32 protein-coding genes are annotated in these 24,809 nt (G+C 62.3%); 31 read left to right on the plus strand and 1 reads right to left on the minus strand.

From position 1 onward, the window contains the following. Positions 1-1,913 precede the first annotated feature (1,913 nt). The 8 genes from HV798_RS12340 (at position 1,914) to HV798_RS12375 (ending at position 5,271) form a co-directional block, all read left to right on the plus strand. On the plus strand, positions 1,914-2,150 hold the full coding sequence (locus HV798_RS12340; RefSeq protein WP_175216415.1) for a DUF7249 family protein: 237 nt from the start codon (positions 1,914-1,916) through the stop codon (positions 2,148-2,150). A gap of 2 nt (positions 2,151-2,152) precedes the next feature. Continuing rightward, positions 2,153-2,353 (plus strand): hypothetical protein, encoded by a 201-nt coding sequence (locus HV798_RS12345; protein WP_175216416.1) that lies wholly within the window; start codon positions 2,153-2,155, stop codon positions 2,351-2,353. Between the two features lie 99 nt (positions 2,354-2,452). Further along, entirely contained in the window at positions 2,453-2,704 is a 252-nt protein-coding gene (locus tag HV798_RS12350) for a hypothetical protein (RefSeq protein WP_175216417.1), read from the plus strand. A 39-nt stretch (positions 2,705-2,743) separates the two neighbouring features. Further along, positions 2,744-3,043: a hypothetical protein gene (locus HV798_RS12355; protein WP_175216418.1), complete on the plus strand. Its 300-nt coding sequence runs from the start codon at positions 2,744-2,746 to the stop codon at positions 3,041-3,043. Positions 3,044-3,216: 173 nt separating this feature from the next. Beyond that, positions 3,217-3,477, plus strand: a complete 261-nt coding sequence (locus HV798_RS12360) for a DUF8033 domain-containing protein (protein WP_175216419.1) — start codon at positions 3,217-3,219, stop codon at positions 3,475-3,477. 560 nt (positions 3,478-4,037) lie between these two features. Beyond that, complete coding sequence (locus tag HV798_RS12365) at positions 4,038-4,772, plus strand: hypothetical protein (RefSeq protein WP_175216420.1); 735 nt, start codon at positions 4,038-4,040, stop codon at positions 4,770-4,772. Continuing rightward, complete coding sequence (locus tag HV798_RS12370; RefSeq protein WP_175216421.1) at positions 4,772-4,945, plus strand: hypothetical protein; 174 nt, start codon at positions 4,772-4,774, stop codon at positions 4,943-4,945. The genes HV798_RS12365 and HV798_RS12370 overlap by 1 nt, the downstream gene beginning before the upstream one ends. An 8-nt stretch (positions 4,946-4,953) precedes the next feature. Next, entirely contained in the window at positions 4,954-5,271 is a 318-nt protein-coding gene (locus HV798_RS12375; protein WP_175216422.1) for a hypothetical protein, read from the plus strand. Here HV798_RS12375 and HV798_RS12380 read toward each other — a convergent pair. Continuing rightward, complete coding sequence (locus HV798_RS12380) at positions 5,250-5,438, minus strand: hypothetical protein (protein WP_175216423.1); 189 nt, start codon at positions 5,436-5,438, stop codon at positions 5,250-5,252. The two genes, HV798_RS12375 and HV798_RS12380, sit on opposite strands and share 22 nt — an antisense overlap. A 30-nt stretch (positions 5,439-5,468) precedes the next feature. On the opposite strand from HV798_RS12380, the gene HV798_RS12385 reads away from it, so the two are divergent. The 23 genes from HV798_RS12385 to HV798_RS12495 all read left to right on the plus strand — a co-directional run bounded on the left by HV798_RS12385 (position 5,469) and on the right by HV798_RS12495 (position 24,767). Then, positions 5,469-5,741 (plus strand): hypothetical protein, encoded by a 273-nt coding sequence (locus HV798_RS12385; RefSeq protein ID WP_175216424.1) that lies wholly within the window; start codon positions 5,469-5,471, stop codon positions 5,739-5,741. After that, complete coding sequence (locus HV798_RS31705; RefSeq protein WP_246288734.1) at positions 5,738-6,130, plus strand: hypothetical protein; 393 nt, start codon at positions 5,738-5,740, stop codon at positions 6,128-6,130. The genes HV798_RS12385 and HV798_RS31705 overlap by 4 nt, the downstream gene beginning before the upstream one ends. A 64-nt stretch (positions 6,131-6,194) precedes the next feature. Beyond that, positions 6,195-6,467, plus strand: a complete 273-nt coding sequence (locus HV798_RS12395) for a hypothetical protein (RefSeq protein ID WP_175216425.1) — start codon at positions 6,195-6,197, stop codon at positions 6,465-6,467. Continuing rightward, a complete protein-coding gene (locus HV798_RS12400) occupies positions 6,467-6,844 on the plus strand; it encodes a hypothetical protein (RefSeq protein ID WP_175216426.1) in 378 nt (125 codons plus the stop codon). The genes HV798_RS12395 and HV798_RS12400 overlap by 1 nt, the downstream gene beginning before the upstream one ends. Further along, on the plus strand, positions 6,841-7,095 hold the full coding sequence (locus tag HV798_RS12405) for a helix-turn-helix domain-containing protein (protein WP_175216427.1): 255 nt from the start codon (positions 6,841-6,843) through the stop codon (positions 7,093-7,095). Before HV798_RS12400 ends, HV798_RS12405 begins: the two co-directional genes overlap by 4 nt. A 219-nt stretch (positions 7,096-7,314) precedes the next feature. Next, a complete protein-coding gene (locus HV798_RS31610; protein ID WP_246288736.1) occupies positions 7,315-7,902 on the plus strand; it encodes a toprim domain-containing protein in 588 nt (195 codons plus the stop codon). 105 nt (positions 7,903-8,007) lie between these two features. Next, positions 8,008-9,267, plus strand: coding sequence for an AAA family ATPase (locus HV798_RS12415; protein ID WP_246288738.1), 1,260 nt, complete (start codon positions 8,008-8,010; stop codon positions 9,265-9,267). 89 nt (positions 9,268-9,356) lie between these two features. Continuing rightward, complete coding sequence (locus HV798_RS12420) at positions 9,357-11,723, plus strand: DNA polymerase (protein WP_343038546.1); 2,367 nt, start codon at positions 9,357-9,359, stop codon at positions 11,721-11,723. A gap of 3 nt (positions 11,724-11,726) precedes the next feature. After that, the gene (locus HV798_RS12425) at positions 11,727-12,602 is read left to right on the plus strand and encodes a hypothetical protein (RefSeq protein ID WP_175216429.1); all 876 of its coding nucleotides are present in this window, start codon (positions 11,727-11,729) and stop codon (positions 12,600-12,602) included. After that, a complete protein-coding gene (locus HV798_RS12430) occupies positions 12,603-13,565 on the plus strand; it encodes a hypothetical protein (protein WP_175216430.1) in 963 nt (320 codons plus the stop codon). Next, the gene (locus HV798_RS12435) at positions 13,522-13,941 is read left to right on the plus strand and encodes an HNH endonuclease (RefSeq protein ID WP_175216431.1); all 420 of its coding nucleotides are present in this window, start codon (positions 13,522-13,524) and stop codon (positions 13,939-13,941) included. The genes HV798_RS12430 and HV798_RS12435 overlap by 44 nt, the downstream gene beginning before the upstream one ends. After that, on the plus strand, positions 13,938-14,339 hold the full coding sequence (locus HV798_RS12440) for an endonuclease domain-containing protein (RefSeq protein ID WP_217481166.1): 402 nt from the start codon (positions 13,938-13,940) through the stop codon (positions 14,337-14,339). The genes HV798_RS12435 and HV798_RS12440 overlap by 4 nt, the downstream gene beginning before the upstream one ends. Next, positions 14,336-15,115: a ribonuclease H-like domain-containing protein gene (locus HV798_RS12445; RefSeq protein WP_175216432.1), complete on the plus strand. Its 780-nt coding sequence runs from the start codon at positions 14,336-14,338 to the stop codon at positions 15,113-15,115. The genes HV798_RS12440 and HV798_RS12445 overlap by 4 nt, the downstream gene beginning before the upstream one ends. Before the next feature lies 1 nt (position 15,116). Further along, the gene (locus HV798_RS12450) at positions 15,117-15,830 is read left to right on the plus strand and encodes a nucleoside/nucleotide kinase family protein (protein ID WP_175216433.1); all 714 of its coding nucleotides are present in this window, start codon (positions 15,117-15,119) and stop codon (positions 15,828-15,830) included. Next, entirely contained in the window at positions 15,827-16,045 is a 219-nt protein-coding gene (locus tag HV798_RS12455) for a hypothetical protein (protein WP_175216434.1), read from the plus strand. The genes HV798_RS12450 and HV798_RS12455 overlap by 4 nt, the downstream gene beginning before the upstream one ends. After that, positions 16,038-16,958: a hypothetical protein gene (locus HV798_RS12460; protein WP_175216435.1), complete on the plus strand. Its 921-nt coding sequence runs from the start codon at positions 16,038-16,040 to the stop codon at positions 16,956-16,958. Before HV798_RS12455 ends, HV798_RS12460 begins: the two co-directional genes overlap by 8 nt. Positions 16,959-16,983: 25 nt before the next feature. Further along, positions 16,984-19,449, plus strand: coding sequence for a DNA-directed RNA polymerase (locus HV798_RS12465; protein ID WP_217481167.1), 2,466 nt, complete (start codon positions 16,984-16,986; stop codon positions 19,447-19,449). A gap of 218 nt (positions 19,450-19,667) precedes the next feature. Beyond that, positions 19,668-20,141, plus strand: a complete 474-nt coding sequence (locus HV798_RS12470) for a hypothetical protein (protein WP_175216436.1) — start codon at positions 19,668-19,670, stop codon at positions 20,139-20,141. Next, entirely contained in the window at positions 20,104-20,562 is a 459-nt protein-coding gene (locus HV798_RS12475) for a hypothetical protein (protein ID WP_175216437.1), read from the plus strand. Before HV798_RS12470 ends, HV798_RS12475 begins: the two co-directional genes overlap by 38 nt. Positions 20,563-20,565: 3 nt before the next feature. Then, the gene (locus HV798_RS12480) at positions 20,566-22,119 is read left to right on the plus strand and encodes a portal protein (RefSeq protein ID WP_175216438.1); all 1,554 of its coding nucleotides are present in this window, start codon (positions 20,566-20,568) and stop codon (positions 22,117-22,119) included. A gap of 8 nt (positions 22,120-22,127) precedes the next feature. Continuing rightward, complete coding sequence (locus HV798_RS12485; RefSeq protein ID WP_175216439.1) at positions 22,128-22,910, plus strand: hypothetical protein; 783 nt, start codon at positions 22,128-22,130, stop codon at positions 22,908-22,910. A 171-nt stretch (positions 22,911-23,081) separates the two neighbouring features. After that, the gene (locus HV798_RS12490) at positions 23,082-24,095 is read left to right on the plus strand and encodes a major capsid protein (RefSeq protein WP_175216440.1); all 1,014 of its coding nucleotides are present in this window, start codon (positions 23,082-23,084) and stop codon (positions 24,093-24,095) included. Between the two features lie 66 nt (positions 24,096-24,161). After that, complete coding sequence (locus HV798_RS12495; RefSeq protein WP_175216441.1) at positions 24,162-24,767, plus strand: hypothetical protein; 606 nt, start codon at positions 24,162-24,164, stop codon at positions 24,765-24,767. Positions 24,768-24,809: the final 42 nt, after the last annotated feature.

A 24,809-nucleotide genomic window follows, 5' to 3' on the forward strand; every position in this document is an offset into this window, starting at 1 on the left:
ACCGATCACGCCCTGACATAGCCCCAGGAATGGCGCGGCTTGTGGCTGGGTGACGCTGGGCTATCCATGCCTGTTGTCATGGTGCCGGCAGGGTATGCCTAGGGTGGGTTTAGCGGATGCGCTGTAGGGCCGCTACGGGCGTCGCAGGGTCATTAGGAAGTCACGGCGTATTGCCCATGGCTTGGCTTGGCGGAACTTGATCTGGAATTGCGGGATTGCAGGCGTGTGCATGCGCGCTCCCATCTTTATCGTGCTTCGTGGGCGTGTTCACACTGGAATTCCCGGGAGTGCTCCGGGCTGGGTCTGGGTTGATTCAGTACCCATTTAGACAAGATGCATAGCCTTCATCTGTTGATGCACCCGAAGGATGCCAGACACCACAGAATCCCTGAGAACCCAGCAGACACAGGCCACAGGATAGGCAGACAGACTACCCAGCAGACAGCACAGACGACGCCTTGAGGAATAGCAGGGAATCCACGGCCTTGGATGGTGAGAGGGCAGCAGGACTACCCAGCAGATCACGCAGGGCAGAACGGATGGGGACTACCTGCCACTCTAGCGAAGGGAAGGCACTGGATGAACCCAGCCCAGCAGCCAGGGCGGTAGCAGCCAAACCATGGCGACTAGGCAATGGCATATCCCCGCTGACTAATGACGGATCAGACCCACAGACTGAGCTAACGAGCTGCCCGGCGAGGTCCCGGGGATTCCCAGGGAATTCAGCGGACCAATGACGCACAAGAAGCCCTGCCACCGTGGCGGAAGCATCGCTGATACGCATCCCGACGAACAGCCGTGCAAACAGTCCCATACAGCCCTCTAGAAGTCCCGGCTGACTGTATCACGGACGTTTCCGCGTCAAGACGAGTGGGCGTAGCGGGAATACTGCCGTGTCGATCGGCCAACGATCAGCGGTCAGGTGTATTTCGTCATCTCCGCCAGTAGCACGCATCCAGTGCGCGCATCCCTCATCAGGGAACGCCCACACCATAGGCCGCTGGCCTTCCCCATCCCGGCGACAGACGGTATGCGTACCGCCCGCGCTTGTCTCCCCATAGAAGTGTTCGCAGGTCCAGCAACCGCCCTCGGGACGTGGTGGATGTCGCATAGCCATTGATACTGTATAAATATCCAGTATTATAGATTCCATGGTGGGAAGATAGAGAAACGGTCCACGGAATTTTCCTCTTGACAAGACACGAAACGTTCCCTAATATGTCGAATCAATGCAGGGCGGCCGGGAAACCGGGCGATAATGCATAGGAATGGAACAGCCAAGCAGAAAGTGCTTGACAACAGAACAAACCATCTGTAAAGTTCCATCCCATCGCAGTACGAACAGACGAACACCTAGCCCTCAGGGCAGTAAGTAGAAATTGAGGCCTGCGAGCTGTTGATAGTCGCAATACAGACGATTACGCGGAGCGAAAGGCTCTTAGCAATATGAAGCTGTGTTGCAGGGTGCCAGGGCAAACAACCCGGACCTTGTGCAAGCGCCCACGCCTGATTAGGCGTTAGGAACTTCCCACAAAACACGCAGTACCAGCAGTACCCGCTCTTTAACAATCCGCATCGTGAAAGCGCCCAGCGCCGGCCTCTGTACGCCTGTACAAACCGCGCAGCGTGAGTACCCGTTCGTGCCCACCGCACACGAAATAGCCGGATAGCTCCGGCAGGGACCTATAGGGACTTCCACGCCCTATAGCGTTGCGCCCTGGTCAAACCAGGGGGATAGCTTGGCCTTCGCCATAGAGGGCCGTGTGATAGGCGCATTGCGTCCAGGATTCAGTACGCCTATCTCATCTGTAGTACAGCGGCGCGCATAGCGTGCCAGCTTCAGCCGCGCATCCGCGCACATTAACCGGTCGCAGTACGGGACCGCACGCCCACACTCGTTAGGAGAGGCCGCCATGAGCAAGCAGTTCAACGGTCATAAGAACTGGAACCACTGGAACGTATCCCTGTGGATCAACAACGATCAAGGCTTGTATGACATGGCCCGCCGGGCGGTTCGGCAAGCGCGAAACGACAAGAAGCGTGCCGCCGAAATGGTGCTGGAAGAGTTGGAATCCCTGGGAGTCACTCACACCCCGGACGGTGCGCCCTACAGCGTCACCACGATCCGCGCCGCCATGGTGGAGATGTGACCATGCGAGTGACCATCAAACTTCAAGGCGAAGCCAACGCGCAAGGCCTGTTCGATGTGATGCACGGGCGGGCTGTGTGTTGGGCTGAGCTGGGGCGTGGGTGGCATACCGTGACCTTCGACCATGAAAGCGTGGAGGAAGCCCGCGCCCATGTTGCGGAGCTGTTCCCGCGCCTGCGTTTCACTGCGCGGCGCTGGGTGTAAACCAGCCTCCGATTAAATGACCGGAGGGTGGGCGGAGAATCGCCCGCCGCCCTAACTGGCCTGTAAGAGCCGCCCACCCGCGCTCAATAGGAGCAAGCAATGAAAGAAGCCGCCGCCGTTGCCGACCTGTTAGGGCGTGACGTATCCATACAAGACCCCGTGGTTTTGGCCGCTGTCCAAGAGCTTTGCGACGAGATACCGCGCATTCTGGACGCATGGGACTTGCTCGCCGATCTGGCCGCCGCCCTGGAGTATGCCCAGCGCCACCCCGCAGCCCCGCTATTAGCCGGAGACGCGTTGCGGCGGCGGTTTCTCGTAGAGCGGGCCGAAAGTTTCTTATCCGGCGGGTAACCGCTGGTCGGCAGGGGGCGGGGCCGGTGACCCGCCTTAATGGAAGACGACAGCATGGACAAAAAGCGCCGTAAGGCGATACGAGAAATGAGCGGCCGCGTGGATTGGGCGGCGCGGGTGGCGGAAGAGATGGCGAAAGACTTGAAGCCGCTGATTGCAGCCGAAGAAAAGGCGCTGGAGGGTTACCAGAACAGCCGCTATCCGAACGGCGAGAAGATGGAGGAGGCAGAGTTTGCGTCGACTAATCTGAGCGGTGCCCGCAAGGCGCTCAGACAGGCGCAAAAGCTCCTCGCGGACGCCCACGCCAAGATGGAGGAGGCTGCGCGCCAGGGCGAATAGGCGCGGCGCGGCTCACGCGCTATGCTTCACCCGCAGGGAATCAGCCCCAGCCGCTTACGGGCGGCTAGGTCGGATTTCTTGGCCCGCCTTGCGGCGGTTAGTAAACACGGGTCGGCAGCTCTCACCCTGTCACCCAGCCACCCGGCGCGAATGCGCCAATAAGGACCCATAGCATGAAACTCATACCGGTAAAGCCGAACGGACGGGACCCAGTTGTACTGGAGTACCGCGACGGGACGCGCCTGTTATTCAGCTATGAAACACCGGTTGCCGCCTACATACCCGGCGGTGGCTTCATCGTCACCAACGAAGAAGTCTCACCCACCACGGCGAAGCGGATACAGGCCTGGATAGGCTCCCAACCCGCTAGAGGCGTGGAACAGGCGGACATCTTTGCAGTTATCACCACGCGGCCAGTTCTGACGCGTGACTAGTACCTGTCGAGGGTGTCAGTCATAGGCCAGTAGCAACACTGGCTTATCCCGGCCACCTTCGGCATAGATCAAACACCCTCGGCGGCTCTGCGGAGGGATTCCCTAAGACTTGCGCTATTTCGGCGGCTCGCATCCTGCGACCTGCCGATTTTGTGCTGCCCATCACCAAGACAAATGAGCGTATACAAGCAAACGAAAGCCCGCGCCGACGCACGGGACCGGGATGGGGAAATCGGCCCCCAGTTCAAACGTAGCACCAGCGGGGCCAACGCCATGTTATGGCTGCGGCGGGTACGAAATTCCGCCCGCAAGAATTCCAGCAATACGCAGTAACGCTCTACACAGCAGCACCCGATTTACGCAGTACCTAGCTTTCCAACTGGCGGTAGTACGACGCCGACACATACCGAGGTTTTTATGAAATCGAATCAACGCCATCAATCCCAACGCGTCCGCAACGTGGGCGCGTTCGTCAAATCGCTGTTGTCTCGCCGTTCGGCGTACGCCATCAGCACCAATCAGATGCGCTCTGCCTTCGCCCGTGCCACGGGGTACGAAGCATGAGCCTCCATCAAATCCAGGGAGCGCCACGCACACCGGCTTTGTGCGCTGGCGCTATCCCTCAACTCCCCAAACAAACACCCGCATTCAACCTTCGCCCGCGCTGGGACCAGAAGGCCCACACCCGCGCAGTAGAACAGCGCGAGGCATCGCCGTACGCCGCCGTTATCAACGCGCTGTACAAGGCCGTGGGCAGCTACCGAGCGGACCCGCACCACTACCCGTCCGACGCAGACGGCTGGGATGAGTTCCTTAAACGTGCCACGGCGGCGGGCTTCACGCTCCTGGGCTACGGCTATTTCTCTGCCGTGTTCCAGCACAAGACACAGCCCGGACTGGCGTTCAAACTCGGTTTCAAGAAAGAGGACAGCGGCGCTGCCTACGCAGCGTGGTGCCGCGCCAACCAGGGTAGGGCCGCCGTTCCGGTTATCCACTTCATGACTCGGCGCACCGCTGGATACGTCACGGTCATGAACAAGTACGTACCCGTCAGGGCCGCGCCTCGGGACGTCTTCCACGAATTGGATGGCTTCCAACGTGTCATCGCGTGGGGCAACAAGGACGCGCCAAAGCACCTCAGTCCCGCCCAGTACGCCACCGCCCGAGACATCCGCAATTTCTTCGCCGGTATGGCGCGCTTCGATCTGCACGGCGAGAACGTGATGTATTGCCCGAGCACGGACCAGCTCATCATTACCGACCCCGTGTCGTACAAGGCGAGCGCGGAGCACTGATGGGCATTCTCCCCGACGAAGTGTCGCCGGACGGCAGCACATATGTGACGTACACCCGCGACAAAGAGGGCCGCGTTATCGCGGCGCATTGCACCCAGGCGGCGCACCGACGCAAGCGCATCACGCTGAAGCAGAAGGCCCAGCTTCAGCAGCTTGAGTCCCTTTTTAATTGAGGAAGGCCATGAACCAACCCCTTAACCGGGCGCTGGCGGGCGTGCTGCGCTCCGCCGAATCCCTGACCATCAACCGGCTCGCTGCTGAAGTATCGGCGCTCAAACATGAGCGGGACGCGCTGAAGCGCGAGAACGCGGCGCTGAGCGCAGAGCTGGACGACGCAGCGGCCATGACCGAGGAGTACCTGGACCAGCTCCAGTTCAGCATGGACGCAAACATGCGCAAGCGTGCCCACCTGAAGAAGCTCACGGACGCGCTCGCCCAGCACCGCCGCCCGTGGTGGCAGAAGTTTCTGGACCTGTTTCAGGAGCCGATGCCGTGGTGAGGCTTCTGCTGCGCCTGCTCATGCAACGCCGCCACCACGCGGCATACGCCGCAGGCTACGAACGCGGCAAGCAAGACGGACTGCAAGAGGGCAAACGCCTTGCCCATGCCCGGCTGCTTGACCTTTCCCGTAACGAGTACCCCGGCGCTGCCCGGGTCGTTCAGCACTTCCTTCGCCGTTCTTACCTCTGAGACTCAATGAAGAAAACCGCAATCACCGCATTCTCCCTGGCTTACGCAGTTGGCGCAGCCAAGCACAAGCAGGACGGCACCCAGCCGCCCGTCGTTGAATCCCAGGCCTTGCGCTTGGTCCTGGCGGAGGAGTGCCGCAAGCAAATCAACCGCGTGCCGGTGCGCAACCTGGCACACCCGCGCCACCAGCGCAGTCTGCGCGGTGCGTCGGCGCGACAGTTCCGCATCGCGCAGCGCTACATCGCCCGGTTTTGGGCGGAGCAGGGCACCTCGCTGTGACGGCAAGGTTCAAGTCCGGTGACAAGGTGCGCTGCGAAGTCGCCTCCGCGTCCGGCCAGCTCCTCGCTCGCGGCCGCATCTACACCGTCGAACATGTGGACATGGGCAGCTGCAAGCTGGCGGGAGTCTCTGGCGAATTCGGGACTTTCCGTTTCGAGGCTTTGCCGCAGGCTGGGCAGGGCTTTGACCTTGCCCTGGCGCAGTCCGGATACCCGCTGAAGTTCCGCTCCGGCTGCCCGGTGAAGTTCATCGCTTACATCCCGGAAGCCAAGCCGCATTGCCAGCTCGTTCTGCTGAACCCCGCGACCGGCAACACCGTGACCCGCTACGCCAACGGCAAGGCCAGCACGGAACCCTACGACGAACCCGGCGACATCCTCGTCGCTTAACCCGCAGTACCCGCCACAACGGCACAACCGGTGCGATAGGCACCGCAATCACAGGAGCATGTAGATGTCCCTTACCAAGACCATTGCCCGCGCCACCCGCGCTATCCACTCGTTCGGTATCCGCCTGCACTGCAAGGCGCTGAACTCCACGGTGAAGGCCGCAGACCGCAGCGCGAAACGTGCGACGGCCCGCCACGAAGCCGCGCAGGCCGTGACCAACACCGCCCGCGTTCTGGAGCAGGAAGCGAAGGGCGCCGCGCACAAGGCCCGCACCGTCGCAAGCTGCATCGGGATGGCATCCCGCGAAGAAGCCCGCCGCATCGGAGGTTCGCTGTAATGGCCAAGTTCAAGAAGGGCGATAAGGTGCGCCGCCTGGTCGAGGACTACGGCCCCGCCACAGTTGGCGAGGTGTACACAGTTGCAGGCTACCGCAGCCGGTACTCCCTGGCGTTGGAAGGCCACGTGTACTCGGATGACATTCCTTGGGGCTACAAGGAGGACTACTTCGAGCTGGTCCAGGAGCCGCCCGCCCCGAAGGAGTTCCGCTTCCGTCGCACTGCGGACGCGCGGGCCCTGTCCTCCAAATTCGACACCGCTGAATCCGCCGCAGAGTATCTCCGCGCCAACGGGGCCACCGGCCGCGAGTACGAAATCGTGGAAGTGTCCGTCGTTCAGACCGTCACGGTCCGCCGCACGCTGGAGGTGAAGCAATGAGCACCCGCAGCGACTCCCTGGCGGCGATTCGCTCCAGCGGTGCAGCCCAGACCCAGCAGGCGCGCATCGTAGAGGCCCTGCGCGATGTTGGTCCGCTCATCAAGGATGAACTCGCCACGCTGCTGGACATGCGCCATAGCTCTGTGACGGCCCGCCTGAATGAGCTGGTGAACGCCGAAGTCGTGAAGGTGGCGACGCTGGTGTTCAACCCGGCCACCAACCGCAACGTCTCCCAGTACGCGCTGGCGTAATTGCTTGATCCGAAGGAGTGGTTAGCTGCGGCGCAGGCCCTGCCCGAAGGGCGGATGGCCCGCGTCAATCACTCTTGCGGGGATGGCAAGACTCTCCGCCTGTCTCACGAAAAAGACAGGTGGAGGGCCTGGTGCTTTCGGTGCGACGAGGCCGGGATTGTGGACAAGCCCGTGGAATCCTGGGAGGCAAGGCTGGAACGCCTCACCAGGGAGAGGGAGGTGGATCGCACGCTGCAACGCGTCCAGCACCTCCCCGGGCCTCCCAACTTCGACGTGGCTACGTGGCCCGCAGCAGCCCGCGTGTGGCTGTTCAAGGCCGCTATCGGCGTGCCGGAGATTGCCCAGCTGGGCGCGTACTGGCACGACGCCAGCGGGCGGCTGGTGCTGCCCCTGTTCGACCAGGACGGCCAGCTCATCTACTGGCAGGCCCGGGACGTTGCCTGGACTCGCAGCTCCACCCGCCCGAAGTACGTGAACCCTGAAGTAGACAAGCAGTGCCTCGTCGCTAAGTACGGACGGGGCGACCCGCTGGTGCTTACCGAGGACGTACTGAGCGCGTACCGCGCCGGGCAGCTCACGGAGGCGTGGTCCCTGATGGGAACCAGCCTCACTGACTGCATCGCCGCGAGCATCCCCGCGAACCGTCCCGTGCGCGTCTGGCTTGATCCGGACGGGCCGGGACGCCGCGCTGCAAGAACCATCACCAAACAGCTTTGCTCGCTGGGCATCGACGCACGCCGCATTGTCAGCCGCGCCGATCCCAAAATCCTATCTAACAGGGAGATACGCCATTTGCTCGAATCCTGATCCAGGCGGCCCGTGGCTGTCGTTGATTGCTTTCCTCCTCGTCGTTGTCACCATCGCTGACGTTGCCATGCGACTCACTGGCAAGTAGGAGGGCACATACTCGAATTGACCGTACTCCAGCTCCTCAAGTACCGCGACAGGTACGAGAAGCTGGCCGCCGCTGCTACTGCTGCGGTGGATGGCAACACCCAAACACTGCTGAAGGACTTCGGCAGGTTCTTCAAGGAGCATCCCGAATGCTCCCAAATCCACAGCGGCCCGTTCACCCTGTGGTTCAACCTCAAGCACAAGTCCCTGAGCGCGGAGCAGAAAGAGCTGTACCGCAAGCGGCTGCGCCAGATCGACAAGGATGTGGACGCCACGGTGGAGGGCGGCCTTATGCAGCGCCTCGTGGACGCGACCACGGCCACGAAGATAACCGCCATGCTGGAGCAGTACCAGGACGGCGAGGTGGACCTTACCGAGGCCCTGCGCAGCATCCACGAGTACCACCAGGAACAGCTCGCCCGCAAGGTGCGCGTCCCCGAGGTGCTGGACGACATCAGCGAACTGCTGGCGGAGGACAAGAACAACATCGGCCTGCACTGGCGGCTGAACGCCCTGGCGTGCTCCATGCGTGCCATACAGGAGGGCGACTTCCTGGTGTTCGCGGCGCGGCCTGACGCGGGCAAGACTACCTGGCTGGCCTCCGAGCTTACGTTCATGGCTCCCCAGGTGGACCAGCTTTATCCGGACGAGCACCGCAGCATCATCTGGCTGAACAACGAAGGTCCCGGCCGTCGTATCAAGCGGCGGCTGTTCCAGGCAGCCCTCGGTCGCAAGACCAGCGAGCTGTGGGAGATGGACCAGGCGGGCACGCTGAAGGAGGCGTACGCCAAGGCCGTAGGCCGCAGCGACATCATTCGTGTGTTCGACATCCACGACTTCTGGAGCCACGAAGTCGAGGACATCATCGCCAGCATCCCGTCCGCCCTTGTGGTGTTCGACATGATCGACAACATCAAGTTCGGCGGGGAAGTCGCCAACGGCGGGCAGCGCACGGACCAGGCGCTGGAGGCGATGCACCAGTGGGCGCGGAACATGGCCGTCAAGTACGGCACGCGGGCCGTCGCCACGTCCCAGGTGTCCGCCGCAGGGGAGGGCATGCCGTTCCCCGATATGTCCATGCTGAAGGACAGCAAGACCGGGAAGCAGGGCGCAGCTGACGCTATCGCCATCCTGGGCAAGAGCAATTCGCCGGAGCTGCAAAACACGCGGTTCATCGGCATTCCGAAAAACAAACTGCACATCGAAGGCGGACCCAAGGACCCCCAGCGGGAAGCTGTGTTCGACGGAGAGCGTGCGCGAGTGAGGGACCCATCCTGAAGGGAACACCATACGTAGTTTGGGACATCGAGACATCCACGAAGTCGGAGTACAAGCGGAAGGCGAACCCGTTCTCCGCTGAGAACTACGTGGTTAGCCAGGGCTGGCAGCGGGGCAACCTGAACGACCAGATGGCGGGCGGGATCACCCCGGGCGTGTACTACCCGGATGGCCCCGACCAAGAGTCCCGCATTGCGGCCTGCAAGGCGCTGCCGAAGGACTGGTTCACGCAGCACCTGAATGGCACGAAGCTGCTGGTAGGCCAGAACATCAAGTTCGATCTGCTGTACGCCCTGGCGAATCCCACCTCGCACGCCGAGACAAACCTGCAAGCGTGGATGGACTACATCAACGCGGGCGGGATGATTTGGGACATTCAGGTTGCGGAGTACATGCTGGCAGGCATGGAGCAATCCAGCCACATGCTTTCCCTGGACGAGATTGCTCCGGCCTACGGTGGCAACGTCAAGCTGGACGAAGTGAAAGCTTTGTGGGAAGCGGGCGTCGATACCATCGACATCCCCGAGGACCTGCTGATGCGCTACCTGACGGGGCGCGACGGCGAGGACGGCTTCGAGGAAGGTGACATCGGAAACACCGAGAGGGTTTTCCGTGGTCAGTGGCTGCGGGCGAAACAGTCCGGCCAGCTGCGCAGCATCCTCCTGGGCATGGGCGCTCTGGTGTTCACCATCGAGTGCGAGCGCAACGGTATGGCCGTGGACAAGCCGCTGGGCCTGGAGCTGGCTGAGAAGCTGGCAAAGCGCCTGGCAGAGGCAACGCTGCAACTGGAAGCGCACCTCCCAGCTGAGCTGCCATTCACCTTCAACTGGAACAGCCGCTTCCACAAGTCGGCCCTGATCTTCGGCGGGAAGGTGAAGTACGACGCCCCGGCCGTGATCCTGGACGACGATGGGCAGCTGACGTACTACCAGAAGAAGGAGCTGCACGTACTGCTGCTGGATAGCAGCACGATGGCCCTCGAAGAGTGGGACGATTGGCCCCGTGCCGACCTGGGCAACCCACCGGAGCCGGTGCGGTTCGCAGGCGGCAAGAACAAGGGCGAGCCAAAGACAAAACAGGTGACGGTGCCGGACATCGCACGCGGCCCCAAGACCCGCATTGAGCCGCACTACTACACCTTCGAGGGCTTCACCAAGCCGGACCCCGCCTGGGAAGGCGCGGACAAGGGCGTGTACAGCACGGCGTCGGAGGTCATGGAAATCTTGACCACGAACACCGACGTGCCGTTCCTGAAGACCCTGGGCGAAGTGGTGAAACTCACCAAGGACCTCGGGACCTACTTCATCACGACTGATGAGGACGGGAACCAGAAGGGCATGCTCACGCTGGTCCAGCTGGACGGGATCATTCACCACATGCTGAATCACACCAGCACGGTGACGGCCCGCCTGTCCAGCTCGAATCCCAACTTGCAGAACATCCCCAAGGGTCAGAAGTCTGACGCCAAGACGCTGTTTAAGTCCCGATGGGGCGAGGATGGCGTAATCATCCAGTCCGACTTCAGCTCGCTGGAGGTGTACGTCCAGGCCATCCTCACGAAGGCCCTGCAACTCATTGCCGACTTGAGGCAGGGCGTGGATATGCACGTCATGCGGCTGTCTGTGAAAGAGGGCAAGGACTACGACGAGGTGTACCGCCTGTGCAAGGGTAAGGATGTGGACCCGGAGCTGCAAAGCGAGTGGGACTACAAGCGTACCGGCGCGAAGGTGTTCTCGTTCCAGCGTGCCTACGGCGCGGGCGTCAAGAAAATTGCACAGTCCACCAAGATGGCCGAGGCGGACGTGCAGGCCCTGGCCGACGCGGAGAACCAGCGCTACCCCGAAATCGAACCGTACTTCGAGGACAAGGCGGTGGAGATTCGGAAGTCCCGTGTGCCCACCGGCCTGATCGTGCAGCACCCGGACATCCCGGGCCTGCAAATCCAGCTGGGCAAGGGCTACAGCGTGACGCCGGACGGCAAGCGGTACTGCTACCGCGAGCACCCGTCGCCCAAGTGGCTCATTGAGCGGGGCAAGGAACGTGCCGGGTTCATGCCCACGGAAATCAAGAACTACGAGGTGCAAGGCACTGGCGGGGAATTCGCCAAGGCCGCCATGTGGTTGTCCGTCCGCGCCTTCTACCACTTCCGCAACTTCGAGGGCCTGGCCCTTCTGGTCAATCAGGTCCACGACGCTGAGTACGCAGACGCCCACCGCAAGGTGCGCAGCAAGGCCGCCGCGCTGCTGCACGTCTGCATGGAAGAGGCCAGCACGTTCATGGAGTGGTGGTTCAAGTGGGAGCTGCCGCTAGGCGTCCCGTCTGACACCGTTTGGGGCAGCAGCATGGCCGAGGAGAACGCCATCGAAGCCCCTGCATTCGACAAAGCAGTACAGGCGCTGCGCCCCTGGGTGCGCAAGCGTTTCATCGGAAATCATCAACCTTCCTGGAGCAATTGATACATGGCATTTGACATTAAGAAAGCAGTCGCCAAGGCCGCCAAGACCACGGACATGAACCAATCGGTGAAGGGCGGCGGCGCGTACACCCCGCCCGCCGAGGGTAAGCCAGGCGTCCGCTTCATCGCGTACGTGGAACTCGGCCCGCAGAAGGAAACCTTCAAGGGCGTGGAACGCATCCGCGAACAGGTCAAGCTGGTATTCGAGCTGCACGGCAAGAAGTGGCCGGTGGATGCGAACGGCCACCCGCCGCGTATGACCATCACCATCGCCAAGTCCCTGAACGAGAAGGCCGCGTTCTTCAAGCTGTTCAAGCAGATGAACTACAGCGGCAAGTTCAAGCACATCGCCGAGATGTTGGGCCAGGACTTCAGCGGCCAGGTGTTCCACCGCAAGGTGGGCGAGGGTGCAGAGCAGAAGGTGTACGCCGGGTTCAAGGACCCCGCCTCCGGCATGCTGTGCATCACGCCGCCGTTCGTGGCGGACGAGGACGGCGAGGACAAGCGCCGCAACATCCCGCCTGCCGTGGCGGACCTGCGCCTGTTCCTGTGGGACTGCCCGGACAAGGAGCAGTGGGCCAGCATCTACATCGACGGTACGTTTGACGATGGCAAGTCGAAGAACGTGTTCCAGGACGCGATCAAGGCCAGCCCCAGCTTCGCCGGTAGCCCGGTTGAGGCCCTGCTGAACGGCGACCCGGACACGGGTGACGACGACGATCCCGAACAGGTGAAGAAGGAAGTCAAGGCAGCGAAGAAGGCCAAGGCTGCCCCGGCGAAGAAGGCGCAGCCTGAGCCGGAGGAAGAGCCTGACGGCACCAACGCCATTCCGAGCGGCGATGACAACCCGCTGGCCGATCTGGAAGACGAGGACGACTGATTGTCGCAACCTGAGTGGCTGCGTAAAGCAGCCTCTCGGGTAGCCGAGCAGGTCCCGGAACCTGTCACCCCGCTGGAGGAAGTAGTGCCCGGCAGGGTAGTCCTGATTGACGGGGATTACCTGGCCTACTTCGCCAGTGGCGGCGACAACATGCGTGTGGACGTGTCCCGGCGAGTCGCCGTGAACCGCCTACACGCGGCCCGGGAGCTGTCCGGCGCGGAGCGTGTGGAACTCCACCTCTCCGCCCGAGCCAGCAACAAGGGCGAGCGATTCCTTATCGCTACCACCCAGCCTTACCAGGGCCAGCGCAAAGGCTCCCGCAGGCCCAAGAACTGGGAGGCAGTGCGGGAATTCCTGGAGACGGCTGACGAGGCGCTGCTGCGGGCCAAGCGCATTTCGTGGATGGACCGGGAGGCCGATGACGGGTTCTCCTACGCAGCCTTCGTCGCCCGCAACCCTGTCGAGTCCGTGGTGCATCACACCGCCGACAAGGACATGCAGATGCTCGCGGGCCTGCACATCGCCTGGACTGACTACGCCCGAACGGAAGTTCCCAAGGGCGCGTACGAGGTCATTGGCCCTCATGACGGCAAGGTGTACGGGACCAAATGGTTCTGGATGCAGATGCTCATGGGCGACACGGCCGACCACATCCCGGGTTTCTACAACCTGGGCGAAGCCAAGGCCCGGGAAATCCTCGCGGGCACTACTTGCAACGCCGAGGCGTACGAGGCCGTACACGCCGAGTACGTCCGTCAGAAGGCGGAGCAGTGGGCCGACTACTTCGTGGAACAGGCGGGCCTGCTGTGGCTCCGCGTGACCCATCACCCACATGACTTCCTGCGGGTACTGCCCGAGCACCGCCACCCAGAACTTATCGACGCGGTTCGCCGCATGAACGCCAACATCAAGGAGAAACGTGAAGCGCTTGACCGGTTTAATGGCACGGCTTTCTCCGGGTGAGCCAGGCGCGTGTTGGGATTCCGGGTACTCCGCCAACACGAAGGGTTACCCATGTTGCCGCCTGAACGGCAAGCAGGTGATGGTCCACCGCCAGGTGCTCATAGAAGTCACCGGGGCGGTGGGCCGTGTGGCCCGGCACAAGTGCGACAACAAACGCTGCTGGAATCCGGCGCATCTGGAGTGGGGCAGCGTACAGGACAACGCCCATGACCACCTCAAGCGCGGCGGTGTGATCGTGAAGCTCTCTGCGGATGATGTAAAGGAAATCCGCGCTCTACTGGGGCGCATGCCCCGCAAGGAGATAGCAATACAGTTCAACGTACATAGGTCGAGCATCGACCAAATTGCGAGCGGCCTCGCATGGAGTGCGGTTTGAAGCGGCTCACCGCCTCAATGCTCAAGCCTAAACGAGCACAGATGCTTAAGGAACAGGGTGGACTCTCCCCCATCACTGGCCTCGCAGTTACCGATCCGGTCCTGGATCACTGCCACAAGACGGGCAATATCCGCGCCGTCTTGAACCGCTGGGAGAACGCAGTCCTTGGCCGCTTGGAGAATTGGTCCGCTCGCCTTGGTGGCGGCGTGGACCCGATCAAGTTCCTGCGGGCCGTCGCGGACTACCTGGAGCACCACACGAAGTATCCCGTGGGCATCCTGCATCCGACCCATCGCACCGAAGACGAGAAGCGCCTGCTACGCAACAAGCGTGCCCGCGACACCCGCCGAAAATCCAACATCGAAGCGCGGCGTGCCGCAGCAAAGGACGCCGCTTGACCGCACCCCGCATCCTCAGTCTCGACATCGAGACTAGCCCCGTGCTCGCCTACGTCTGGTCCCTCTGGAAGCAGAACGTCGGCCTGAACCAGATCAAGGAGGATTGGTGCATCCTGTCCTTCTGCGCGAAGTGGCTGGACAAGCCCGATGTGATCTACCGCGACAACAGCAAGCAGCGTGACGTAGAAGACGACCGCCGCCTGCTGCGTGCCCTCTGGAAGCTGCTGGACCAGGCGGACATCGTGGTGGCGCAGAACGGAGTCAAGTTCGACCGGCGCAAGATTAACGCCCGGTTCCTGCTGAACGGCATGCCCCCACCGTCGCCGTTTGTGGTGGTGGACACCATGCTGGAGGCGCGGAAGCACTTCGGCCTTACCAGCAACAAGCTGGAGTACATGACCTCCAAGCTTTGCACCGTGAAGAAGCGGAAGCACGAGAAGTATCCGGGCTTCGAGCTGTGGGCGCAGTGCCTGAAGCGGAACCCCGAGGCGTGGGAGGAAATGCGCGTCTACAACATAGACGATGTGCTCTCCCTGGAGGAGCTGTACCTGATCCTCCGCCCGTGGATCGACGGACACCCCAACGTCGCCAACTTCACCGAGCCGGACTCGCCAGCCTGCCCCAAGTGCGGCAGCGCGAACGTAGTCCAGAAGGGCTACCGGCATACGCAAGTCGGGCGCTACATCCGCTACCGCTGCACAGATTGCGGCGGCTGGTCACGCGGCCGGCAGATGCAGAACACCAAAGATCAACGCAAGAACCTTCTAGTGAGCTGATATGGCAATCGTCATTGGTATTACCGGACTCGCCGGGTCCGGGAAGGACTCGTACGCGTCCGCGCTCAAGCAAGCGTTTCGGGACGTGGGCGTGGAGTGTGTGATTGCTGGCTTTGCCGACCCGCTGCGCCGCATCAGCGCGGACGTGGGGCTGGACCCTTACACGCGCTCCTCCAAGGAGCTGCCACGGATGTTCGAGATGGGCGGCCTCGGCGGGTTCAAGTGGGAGCTGCACCGCGCTATTCAACGTGTCCTTGGGGACCTCCCGCAGAGTGACCGCGACTCGCTCTATGTCAACACGCTGCGGGCCTGCGCGTCACACGTAGGTCGTGAGGGCCGCATTGCTATTAGCCCGCGAGAATTCATGCAGATCATCGGAACCGAGGGCGGCCAGAGCGTCAGAAAGACGCTATGGGTGGACTACCAACGCGGGGCGTGGGCGGCCCTACCCGGGTTTGTGATCGTCCCGGACTTCCGCTTCTACCACGAGCTGGCCCCGCTGGCCGAGGTGCTGAACATCAACCGCCCCGGCATCGACCGGGTGAACGGCCACGCTAGCGAGGATCTGCCCGACCTGCTTACGCGGGCGGTGGTCCCCGTCATTGGGGGTAAGCCCGTCACGTACGTGCTGAACGATCGTGACATCTCCTACATCCAGGAAACCGCCAAGTTGCACGCAGCGATGCTCATCCACAATCACAAGGACTCCATTTGACGATTACCCGCGAGGACACTGCCATGCAGCAGTGCCTTGAGAACGCCGCACGTAACGCGTTCGAGAACAAGTTGGTATGCGCCCTGGAAACGGGCAACCGCGCCGAAGCCCGGCGCGTGTACGCAGAGGCCCAGGACTACCTCACGCAGGAATCCCTGAGCTATCTGAGCCAGATGGCCTCCGCTGATTACGGCGTGGATGTCTCCTATGCCTGAGTACCTAATCCACAAGGCCGTGGAGTTCGCAGCGGTGAAGGTCGGCGTGCGTAAGGCGCTGGGCGTTTCCTCCGTGGATGAGCTGGCCCAAAGCTACACAGCGCAGCGCAAGCACGACGGCTGCAACGCGATTGCTCTGGTCTACCCGAACGCTGACCTGGACCAGCTCCTGTCCCGCACCGGGGAACGGGTCCGATCCTGCCAGCACGTACTCGTGGCGCTGCGCCAGAGGCTGTCCCGCTACTTGGCGGACGGTCACGCATACGCGGTGCTGGGCGAAGTGTGGCAGCCGGGAACGCCGCAGTCCACTATCAGTGGGGACTTCCGCCGGCACGATCCCGCGCCCGAACTGCAGTTCGTGGTGTTTGACATCCTGGACGCCGAGGCATTCAAGGCGGGAGCTAGCCCCACGCCGTTCGAGCAGCGGTACGAGCGGGCCGCCATGCTGTTCCGGGGTGCGCACCCGAAGGACACCGTGCAGCTCTGCGCCACGTACAACCCCGGAACCTACGGCCTGCCACAGCGCATGGCCGATGAGCTGTCCAAGGCGGGCGGCTATGACGGCCTGATCCTCCGCGACCCATCTGCGGGCTGGGTGGCAGGCAGCGGCACGGGCGGCGAAATCATCAAGGTAAAGCCGGTGATGACGCTGGACCTCCGCGTGGTCAGCCTGGAGGAAGGCAAGGGAAAGTACGCCGGGATGCTTGGCGCTTTGGTCTGCAAGGGGCCGAAAGGCACCGTGAAGGTTTCCGGCATGGCCGATGAAGAGCGGGCGCAGTGGTGGGAGAACCCCAACCAGGTGCTTGGCGAAATTATCGAGGTGCAGTGCCTGGGCATCACCCCGGCTGGCTCTCTCCGGGAGCCGCGCTTCAAGGGCATCCGTTTCGACAAGGAGAACGCCGACTTTGAATAACCGCCGCTTCGGCTGGGCCGGATAGTTGATCCGGTCCCAGGCGGAGCACGAGCGCGAGAGTATCCGAAGGGGTGTCGAGCGCGTACGTGCCGAAATCGAAAGCAACGAGCAGAAGGGCAGGGCACATAACAACGCGTACGCGCAGCCGATTTACCGTCGATGGGTAATCCCACTGCGCGACATGATCAAGGAAACCCTAGAGGAGGGGCTGAAGAAGTCGGGGCGCAGGGCCGCTCACATCGCGCTGCTGAAGCCTTTGGACCCCACGGTGGCGGCCTTCTGCGCCGTACGTGTTGTCATCGTGGCGGCCATGCAGGCAGCTCAGAATGCAGAGGACGCGCGAAAGCTGGCGAGCGCAATCGGCAACGTCCTGCACCAGGAGATGATCCTGTCTGTGTTCGAGGACATCAGCCCGGACCTCTTCTATGAAGTCACGAACGACCTGGACCGCCGCCACTCCCACTCCACCACGCACCGATTCAACGCCCTCATGGGAACGGCGCGGAACAACAACCTGGAGTTCCCGCGCTGGCAAAAGGAGGACCGTGAGCAGCTAGGCATGTGGATGCTGGAGGCGTTGCGGGTACTGGGGCTGGTGGATGTGCTGCGCCACAAGACGGCGAAGATGGGGAGGATCAAGGAGCAGTTGGCCGTGTTCCTGACCGATCCGGCCCGCGAGCTGATCGACCGAGTGAAGGGCCTGGTGGAGATTAACCGCCCGTGGCATCTCCCGTGCATTGAGCAGCCCAAGGACTGGGTGGCGTTCAATGACGGCGGCTGGCACAGCAACGAGATGCGGCGGACGATGCCGTTCTGCGTGAACATCCGCCGCGTGCGGAACATGGACCTGCTGGACCGCATCAAGGCGGCGGACCTATCCCGAGTCCTCCCCGCGATCAACCATCTGCAATCCGTACGCTGGGCGGTGAACCGCGACATGCTGGAGGTGGTCAAGCGCATCTCGGACTCTTCGCTGGACCTCAAGGAGGCACTTAGCGAGAAAGGGCCGGACGCACCGGAGCGACCTGAGTGGCTGAACGCGGATGGCAAGACGAAGGAAGGGATGACGCCGGAGCAGGAGGCGGAGTTCAAGCAGTGGAAGCGGGCTATGGCCCAGTACCACACGACCCGCAAGTTGCGCGGCCAGCGGTGGGGCCGCCTGGCTTGCGCCCTCCGGGTAGCGTCCGAGTACAAGGACTACGAGGCCCTGTACTTCGTGTACCAGGCCGACTTCCGAGGCCGCCTTTACGCACAGTCAACAGGCATCAGCCCGCAGGGCAGTGACCTACAGAAGGCCCTGCTGCATTTTGCTGACGGCAAACCGCTGAACACGCCGCAGGCCGTCCGCTGGTTCAAGATCAACGGGGCTAACCGCTTCGGCGTAGACAGGCGGGACCTGGACGCTCGCGTGGCCTGGGTGGACGAGCAGCAAAAATTCATCCTGATGTTCGCGGACGATCCCGTGGGCAACAACGGTTGGACCCAGGCGGACAAGCCGCTCCAGTTCTTGGCTTGGGCGAAGGAGTACGCGGCCTGGGTGCGGAACCCGGCGACGTTCGTATCTCGCATCCCTGTGGGCCTGGATGGCAGCTGCAACGGCTTGCAGCACTTCAGCGCAATGCTGCGCGACGAGGTGGGCGGTAAGGCCACCAACCTGATTCCGTCGAAGCTTCCCAACGACATCTACGCCCAGGTGGCTGGGGTGACGCAAGTGAAACTCACCGACCTCGAAGTGCAGTCGTTGTGTGCGCGGGATCAAACATACCGGGAACTGTGGATGCGCCACGGCATAAACCGGGGACTGGTGAAGCGTTCGGTTATGACACTGCCCTATGGGTCCACTCGGTACTCCTGCGCGGACTTCATCGTGGAGGACTACCTGCGCGAGGGTAAGGCGGAGGAGTTCGAGCCAGCCCAGTACGCCAGCGCGGCAAATTTCCTTAGCCATCCCGTGTGGGATTCCATTGGCGAGGTGGTTATTGCAGCATCAGGCGCGATGTCTTGGCTTCAGAAGTGCGCAACGGCCATCATAAAAGCCGGGAATTCACAGATTGACTGGGTAGCTCCTAGTGGGTTCCCGGTAACTCAGGTCTATAACCAGCGTGAGGAAATCCGGATCAACGCGAAGTTGTTCGGCGGGTGTCGTCTGTGGGTTCATAAGGAAGTGGACGAGCCTAAAGCTTCTGGGCACAAGAATGGGCTGGCTCCTAACTTCGTGCATAGCATGGACGCAGCACACCTCACGCTTACGACCCTCGCTTGCAAGGATGCGGGGATTAATTCACTGGCGATGATTCACGACGACTACGGGACGCATGCAGCGGATACCCAGCGGTTGTACGAGATTATCCGTAAGACATTCGTGGAGATTTATGAGCGGAACGACCCTATCCAAGACTTCTTCGGCCGTTACGAGGGCCTACCGTCGCCTCCGGGGCGCGGTAGTCTCGATCTTCAGCAGGTCCTCAAAAGCGAGTTCTTCTTTGCCTGACCGGTCCTTTGGTCATGTTGCGTACCGAAATGATTCAGTACCCATAGAGACGCAGGAAAAGCCGAAGGAGGTATTCCTGGTGCGTCTGGATGAGGACGCCTACAAGGAGCTGCTGAAGAATCTGGGCGGGGCAGCATTGCCCGCCGTCACTTCGCAGACCACTGAGCTGCAAGCAGGCGAGCAGATTGGGGTCCAACGCGTGCTCAGGGTACTGCGGGATGGCTTCGTTTATTCCCGCCAGTAGCTGGAACGGAGAGCAGCGTTGCCAGGTGCGTGAGGCATTCACACGCCACTTCGAGCACATGACCTCCTTGGGGCACCCATTCGCAGCCCACGCCTCCGTGGATGAGGGCTGCGAGGCTATCGCCCAGGGCTACATCAAGGCGGTAATCGCCGCCGAGTATGTCATCGTCTACGACACAGGCAACCTCTGGTACAGCAGTGCCCTGCTCCTTTTCGAGGAGATGGTGGTACGTCTGGGAGACGCGCCGGGTGCCGTGAGCGAAGTCCCAGCTTTGCTGGACGAGCTGGCGGGGTTGTACGGATGTGCCGGGGTTATCTCAGGAAACGCTATTGCGCGCCCCGGGCTTACCCGCGTCTACGGGAAGGCCGGGTATTCACCGGTCGCAACACGTTTCTATAAGGAGATACCCATTGAGCGGAGCAGCGAAAGCCCTCAAGAAGGTGGTTAGCAAGGTTGACCCGTTCACCGCGAAGGTAACGGATGGTCTGTTGGGTTCGGCAGGTCTACCCAACATCACAGGCAATGACGGCGGCAAGGCAGACGAGGCCCGCCGCATGGCGGAAGAGCAGGCCCGCGTCCAGCTGGAGGCGGCCAATCTTCAGGCGAACGCCACCACGCAGGCGGCGCAGGCGCAGTCCAGCGTCATCCGCGACCAGGCCGCAGCCGCCACGGCTGCTCAGGTGGCAGCCATCAACCAGAACGCGCTGGCGGCGCAGCTTGCCAGTCAGGCCCAGGCCGCCCCACAGGAAAACCTGTCGCCGGACGTGCAGCTGAATCTGGGCGACAGCTCCGACCCCCGGCGCAAGTACCGGGGGGCCAGCCAGGCCAGCATCGGCGGCACCGCTGGCGGGGCACCGATCCGCCTATAACGGATGGTCGGAACAGTAAAGGATGCCTGGACCAGCAGCGAACAAAAACGTCAGCCGCTGCTGACCCGGGCGCAGCGATACGCTGCGTACACCATCCCGATCATTTGCCCCCCTGACGGGTACGACGAGCAAGCGCAGGAACTCCAGACCGACTACCAAGCGGTAGGAGCGCTCGCAGTCAACAGTCTTTCCAACAAGCTAATTCTCGCCCTGTTCGCGCCGTCTCGCCCGTTCATGCGCTACGACATCCCCGCCGACATCCTGGCAGAGCTGGGTGAGCAGGTCGCCGATTTGCAGTCCTACCTGTCTGCCGCCGAGCAGAACAGTATCAAGCTGCTGGACCAACTCAGCACACGCCCGCGTCTCTACGAAGCCGTGCGAAATCTGACCGTGACGGGTAACTGCCTGCTGATCCTTGGCAAGGACAAGTCCACGCCCATCCGGGTTCTGGGCCTGAAGAAGTACACGGTGAAGCGCAGCATGTCTGGCAAGGTGGTGGAAATCATCATCAAGCAGACGTTGCGCTTTGACGAGCTGGACGCCGATGCGCAGCAGTTTCTGCGCCAGGGCGGTCCCAAGCTTGCCAAGTACTCCAAGATGGACCCGACCGACCCGCGCACTTGCGGGGACGTGGATTGGTTCACATGGGTTCAGCTGGGCGAGGACAAGAAGTACAGCGTCACGTCCTACGTGGACGAGCACCCGCTGCCGGACTCCTTCAACGGGTCCTATACCGAGGAGGAGCTGCCATACCGCGCCCTGACGTGGGAGCTGCCTGACGGCCAGCACTACGGCATCGGACTGGTGGAGCAGTGCGCGGGTGACTTCGCGGCAATGTCCACTCTGTCGGAAGCGCAGCTGCGTGCCGCCATCCTGGCGTCGGAATTCCGCTGGCTCTGCAACCCCGGCGGCATGACCCAGCCGGAGGACCTGGAGCAGAGTGAGAACGGCGCAGCGATCCCCGGCGTGGAGGGCGATGTAGTTGCCCTGAGCGCGGCAGGGGCGGGTATTGCGCAGGGCCTCCAGATCATGGACGCGGTGCTGTCCAAGTACGTGAACCGTATTGGGCGGACGTTCCTGCTGGGTTCCAGCGTGGTCCGGGACGCCGAGCGCGTGACGGCCGAGGAAATCCGGATGCAGGCGCAGGAGCTGGAGACTTCGCTGGGTGGCGTGTACTCGCGCCTCGCCATCGACTTCCAGCTGCCGCTGGCGTACTGGCTGGCGGCGATGCTGGGCGTAAAGCTCAGTGGCACGGCCCTGCGCCCCACGATCATTACAGGCCTGGACGCGCTCTCCCGCAACGCCGACCTGGACAACCTGAAGCTCTGCATTATGGACTTGGCGCAGCTTCAGGCAGTTCTGCAAGGCCCCCTCGCGGTCGTCCTCAACGCCACGGCCATCTCCGCTGCAATCTTCGCGGGGCGCGGCGTGGACTCGAAGCAGTACGTGAACCCGCCGGAGGTTCAGCAGCAGCTCGCGGAGCAGCAACAACAGCAAGCACTTGAACAAGCAGCCGCTGGCCCCGTCGCCAAGGCTACCGTTGAACAACCTCAATAAGGACCTGAATGACCACTGAAGCGATCCAGACTTCTACCGCGACCCCGGCAGCTACCGCCGCCGCGCCCACCCAGGCGGGCCAGGAGGGCAGCACCCCGCAGGTGACGCAACAAGTCACCCAACCCGCCGCTAAACCGGCGGCCCCCGCAAAGGAGGCCGCCGCGTTTGGCGCGACCCAGTCCTACGAGAAGACCGGCAACGTAAACCTGGACACTGCCCTCGCCTGGGCCGGCTCCTTGGGCTTGGACGGCGACACGTCCCCGGAGATGCAGGAGGCATTCAAGGGGAACTTTGGGCCGCTGCGTGCTCTTCTGGCTACCAAGGACATCCCGGGCGCTGAGGCGTATCTGGCCTTGGCAGAGTCTGGTTTCAAGGAGTTTACGGCGGCGGCCGGGGAACGCCAGGCTGCCGTCCAGGGCATGGTGGTGCAGGTCGCGGGTAGCGGTGAGGCGTGGGCTGAGGTGATGGCGTGGGCAGGGGAGAACGCCGAGCAAGAGGAGAAGGACGCCGTGAACTACGCCCTGGCTAAGGGCGGATTTTTGGCTGAGGCCGTCGCTCAAGCGCTGGTGTCCAACTACCGCCAACAAGCAGGCGTCTCCAGCCCGCCCCGACAGACGGCCGCCCGGGATACCGCCGCAGCCACGCCTGCCGCTGGCACCCACGGGCCGTTGTCCCCGAAGGAGTACACGAAGGCCGTTAGCGAACTACGCAAGAGCCTTAAGGGCAAATCCCTGGAGGGCAGCCAGGAGTACACCGCTTTGCAGAAGCGTCGCGCCGCCTGGCGTGGCTAATAGCTAGACCGTCCTGCGGGACAAAAGGGCCAGTTCGGGAAACCGGGCTGGCCCTTTTGCGTTCTGGCTCCAGCGATTCAGTACCCAGTTAGACACAAGCCCGTGTCAATCCCAAGAGCCTAAAGCGTGGCAGGACATGACACGCGCATAACAATTACAAGGAACCCACACATGGGTATTAGCGTTACCAACATCACCCGCCCGGGTGCTGTACTCCAGGTCGGCAACAACACCCAAATCGGCTCCGCGCCGAGCGCCACCAACCCGCTGGCCCTCCATATCGAGGAGTACGGCGGTGAAATCGAGGGCACCATCGCCCGCATGTCGATCATGCACAACTTCATCCCGGTGCGGTCGATCCAAGGCACGTCCACCATCTCCAACTTCCGCGTGGGTGAATCGGCCCTCTCGAAGGTTACTCCTGGCACTGCGCCGGACGGTGCGGTGGTGCAAGCGTCGAAGGTCCGCCTGACCGTGGATACCCTCATCAATGCACGCGCCATGGTGCCGCTGTTGGATGACTTTCAGAACAGCTATGACGCCCGTTCCGCCATCGGCCAGGAGCACGGCAAGAAGTTCTCGAAGTTCATCGACCAGGCGTTCCTGAGCATGGCAATCAAGGCCGCCGAAATCACGAATATGGCCGAGTACCCGGCAGGCTGGCAGGGCGGCACCACGCAGACGTTCGACGCTGCGGGGCAAGAGGGCGACCCGGCCGCGCTGGAAGACAAGCTGGGCGACATGTTCGCTCAGATGGAAGAGAAGGACGTGGACCCGATTTCCGAGGACGTGGTACTGGTCCTGCGCCCCAAGCAGTACTACACGCTGCTGAAGAACGACCGCCTGGTTGACCGCCAGTTCATTCTGTCGGACGGCACCGAGATTCGCACCAAGTCGCTCAACGTGTACGGCGTGCCGGTCTACAGCTCCAACAACTTGCCTAAGGGCGTCATCACCGGCCACTACCTGTCCAATGCAGGCAACGGTAACGCGTATGACGGCGACTTCAGCAAGGTCGTTGCCGCTGCATTCTCGCCCCGCGCTTTGCTGGCAGGCGAAACCATCCCGCTGACCCCGGACGTGTTCTATGACCCCATCACCAAGATGTGGTACATCGACGCGCACACCTCGTTCGGCGTGACGACCAATAACCCCGCCTTCGCGGCCGTACTCAAGGCCAAGTAAGCCATCAAGCAATCCCGATAGCCCGGTTTCCGAAAGGAGCCGGGCTATTTTTCGTTAGGAGGGTAGATGTCGGCTATCACGCCGCTTTCTGTCGTTAATGCTTGCCTGAAGTCGATGGGGGAAACGCCACTCAACGCGCTAGACCCGGACCATCCGTACGTGCAGACAGCCCTGAATGTCCTGGCCGACTCCAACACGCTGGAGCAGCAAGTCGGCTGGTGGTTCAACACGGACTACGTGGACCTCGCACCGGACCCCCACACGGGCTTCGTGTACGTCCCGGCCGACGCGCTGAACCTGGAGTGCGACAACACGCTGCTTACGCAGCGGGGTAATCGTCTGTGGGACCGGGCGGAGCAGACGTTCGCTATCTCGCAGTCTGTGACGGGGAAGTTGACCCGGGAAATCCCGTTCAATGACCTCCCCAAGAACGTGCAGCAAATGGTGTCGCTCCGCACGCAGCTGGACTTCCAGAACAGTTACGACGCGGACGACTCGAAGTACAAGAAACTCTACGCGGCGTACAACCAGGCCTACGCACGCGTCCGCCGCGTTCATATCCTGAACCAGCGGATCAATATGTTCCACTCGCCCAGCGCTGCGCGTGCTCTGGCCGCTGTCCGTCCCGTGATGCAACCAGGCCGGGCACTGTACCCGCATCGGATTCGCTGATGGCTAAGGTAGCGTCGAGCTATTCCAGCATCACTCGCGGAG

Source organism: Achromobacter deleyi, from assembly GCF_902859705.1.
GTDB lineage: Bacteria > Pseudomonadota > Gammaproteobacteria > Burkholderiales > Burkholderiaceae_B > Achromobacter > Achromobacter deleyi.

Excerpts from the sequence above, each read along its gene's own strand:
- HV798_RS12340 (WP_175216415.1), top strand. The coding sequence starts at position 1,914 with ATGAGCAAGCAGTTCAACGGTCATAAGAACTGGAACCACTGGAACGTA.
- HV798_RS12345 (WP_175216416.1), top strand. The coding sequence starts at position 2,153 with ATGCGAGTGACCATCAAACTTCAAGGCGAAGCCAACGCGCAAGGCCTG.
- HV798_RS12350 (WP_175216417.1), top strand. The coding sequence starts at position 2,453 with ATGAAAGAAGCCGCCGCCGTTGCCGACCTGTTAGGGCGTGACGTATCC.
- HV798_RS12355 (WP_175216418.1), top strand. The coding sequence starts at position 2,744 with ATGGAAGACGACAGCATGGACAAAAAGCGCCGTAAGGCGATACGAGAA.
- HV798_RS12360 (WP_175216419.1), top strand. The coding sequence starts at position 3,217 with ATGAAACTCATACCGGTAAAGCCGAACGGACGGGACCCAGTTGTACTG.
- HV798_RS12365 (WP_175216420.1), top strand. The coding sequence starts at position 4,038 with ATGAGCCTCCATCAAATCCAGGGAGCGCCACGCACACCGGCTTTGTGC.
- HV798_RS12370 (WP_175216421.1), top strand. The coding sequence starts at position 4,772 with ATGGGCATTCTCCCCGACGAAGTGTCGCCGGACGGCAGCACATATGTG.
- HV798_RS12375 (WP_175216422.1), top strand. The coding sequence starts at position 4,954 with ATGAACCAACCCCTTAACCGGGCGCTGGCGGGCGTGCTGCGCTCCGCC.
- HV798_RS12385 (WP_175216424.1), top strand. The coding sequence starts at position 5,469 with ATGAAGAAAACCGCAATCACCGCATTCTCCCTGGCTTACGCAGTTGGC.
- HV798_RS12395 (WP_175216425.1), top strand. The coding sequence starts at position 6,195 with ATGTCCCTTACCAAGACCATTGCCCGCGCCACCCGCGCTATCCACTCG.
- HV798_RS12400 (WP_175216426.1), top strand. The coding sequence starts at position 6,467 with ATGGCCAAGTTCAAGAAGGGCGATAAGGTGCGCCGCCTGGTCGAGGAC.
- HV798_RS12405 (WP_175216427.1), top strand. The coding sequence starts at position 6,841 with ATGAGCACCCGCAGCGACTCCCTGGCGGCGATTCGCTCCAGCGGTGCA.
- HV798_RS12425 (WP_175216429.1), top strand. The coding sequence starts at position 11,727 with ATGGCATTTGACATTAAGAAAGCAGTCGCCAAGGCCGCCAAGACCACG.
- HV798_RS12450 (WP_175216433.1), top strand. The coding sequence starts at position 15,117 with ATGGCAATCGTCATTGGTATTACCGGACTCGCCGGGTCCGGGAAGGAC.
- HV798_RS12460 (WP_175216435.1), top strand. The coding sequence starts at position 16,038 with ATGCCTGAGTACCTAATCCACAAGGCCGTGGAGTTCGCAGCGGTGAAG.
- HV798_RS12470 (WP_175216436.1), top strand. The coding sequence starts at position 19,668 with ATGGCTTCGTTTATTCCCGCCAGTAGCTGGAACGGAGAGCAGCGTTGC.
- HV798_RS12480 (WP_175216438.1), top strand. The coding sequence starts at position 20,566 with ATGGTCGGAACAGTAAAGGATGCCTGGACCAGCAGCGAACAAAAACGT.
- HV798_RS12485 (WP_175216439.1), top strand. The coding sequence starts at position 22,128 with ATGACCACTGAAGCGATCCAGACTTCTACCGCGACCCCGGCAGCTACC.
- HV798_RS12490 (WP_175216440.1), top strand. The coding sequence starts at position 23,082 with ATGGGTATTAGCGTTACCAACATCACCCGCCCGGGTGCTGTACTCCAG.
- HV798_RS12495 (WP_175216441.1), top strand. The coding sequence starts at position 24,162 with ATGTCGGCTATCACGCCGCTTTCTGTCGTTAATGCTTGCCTGAAGTCG.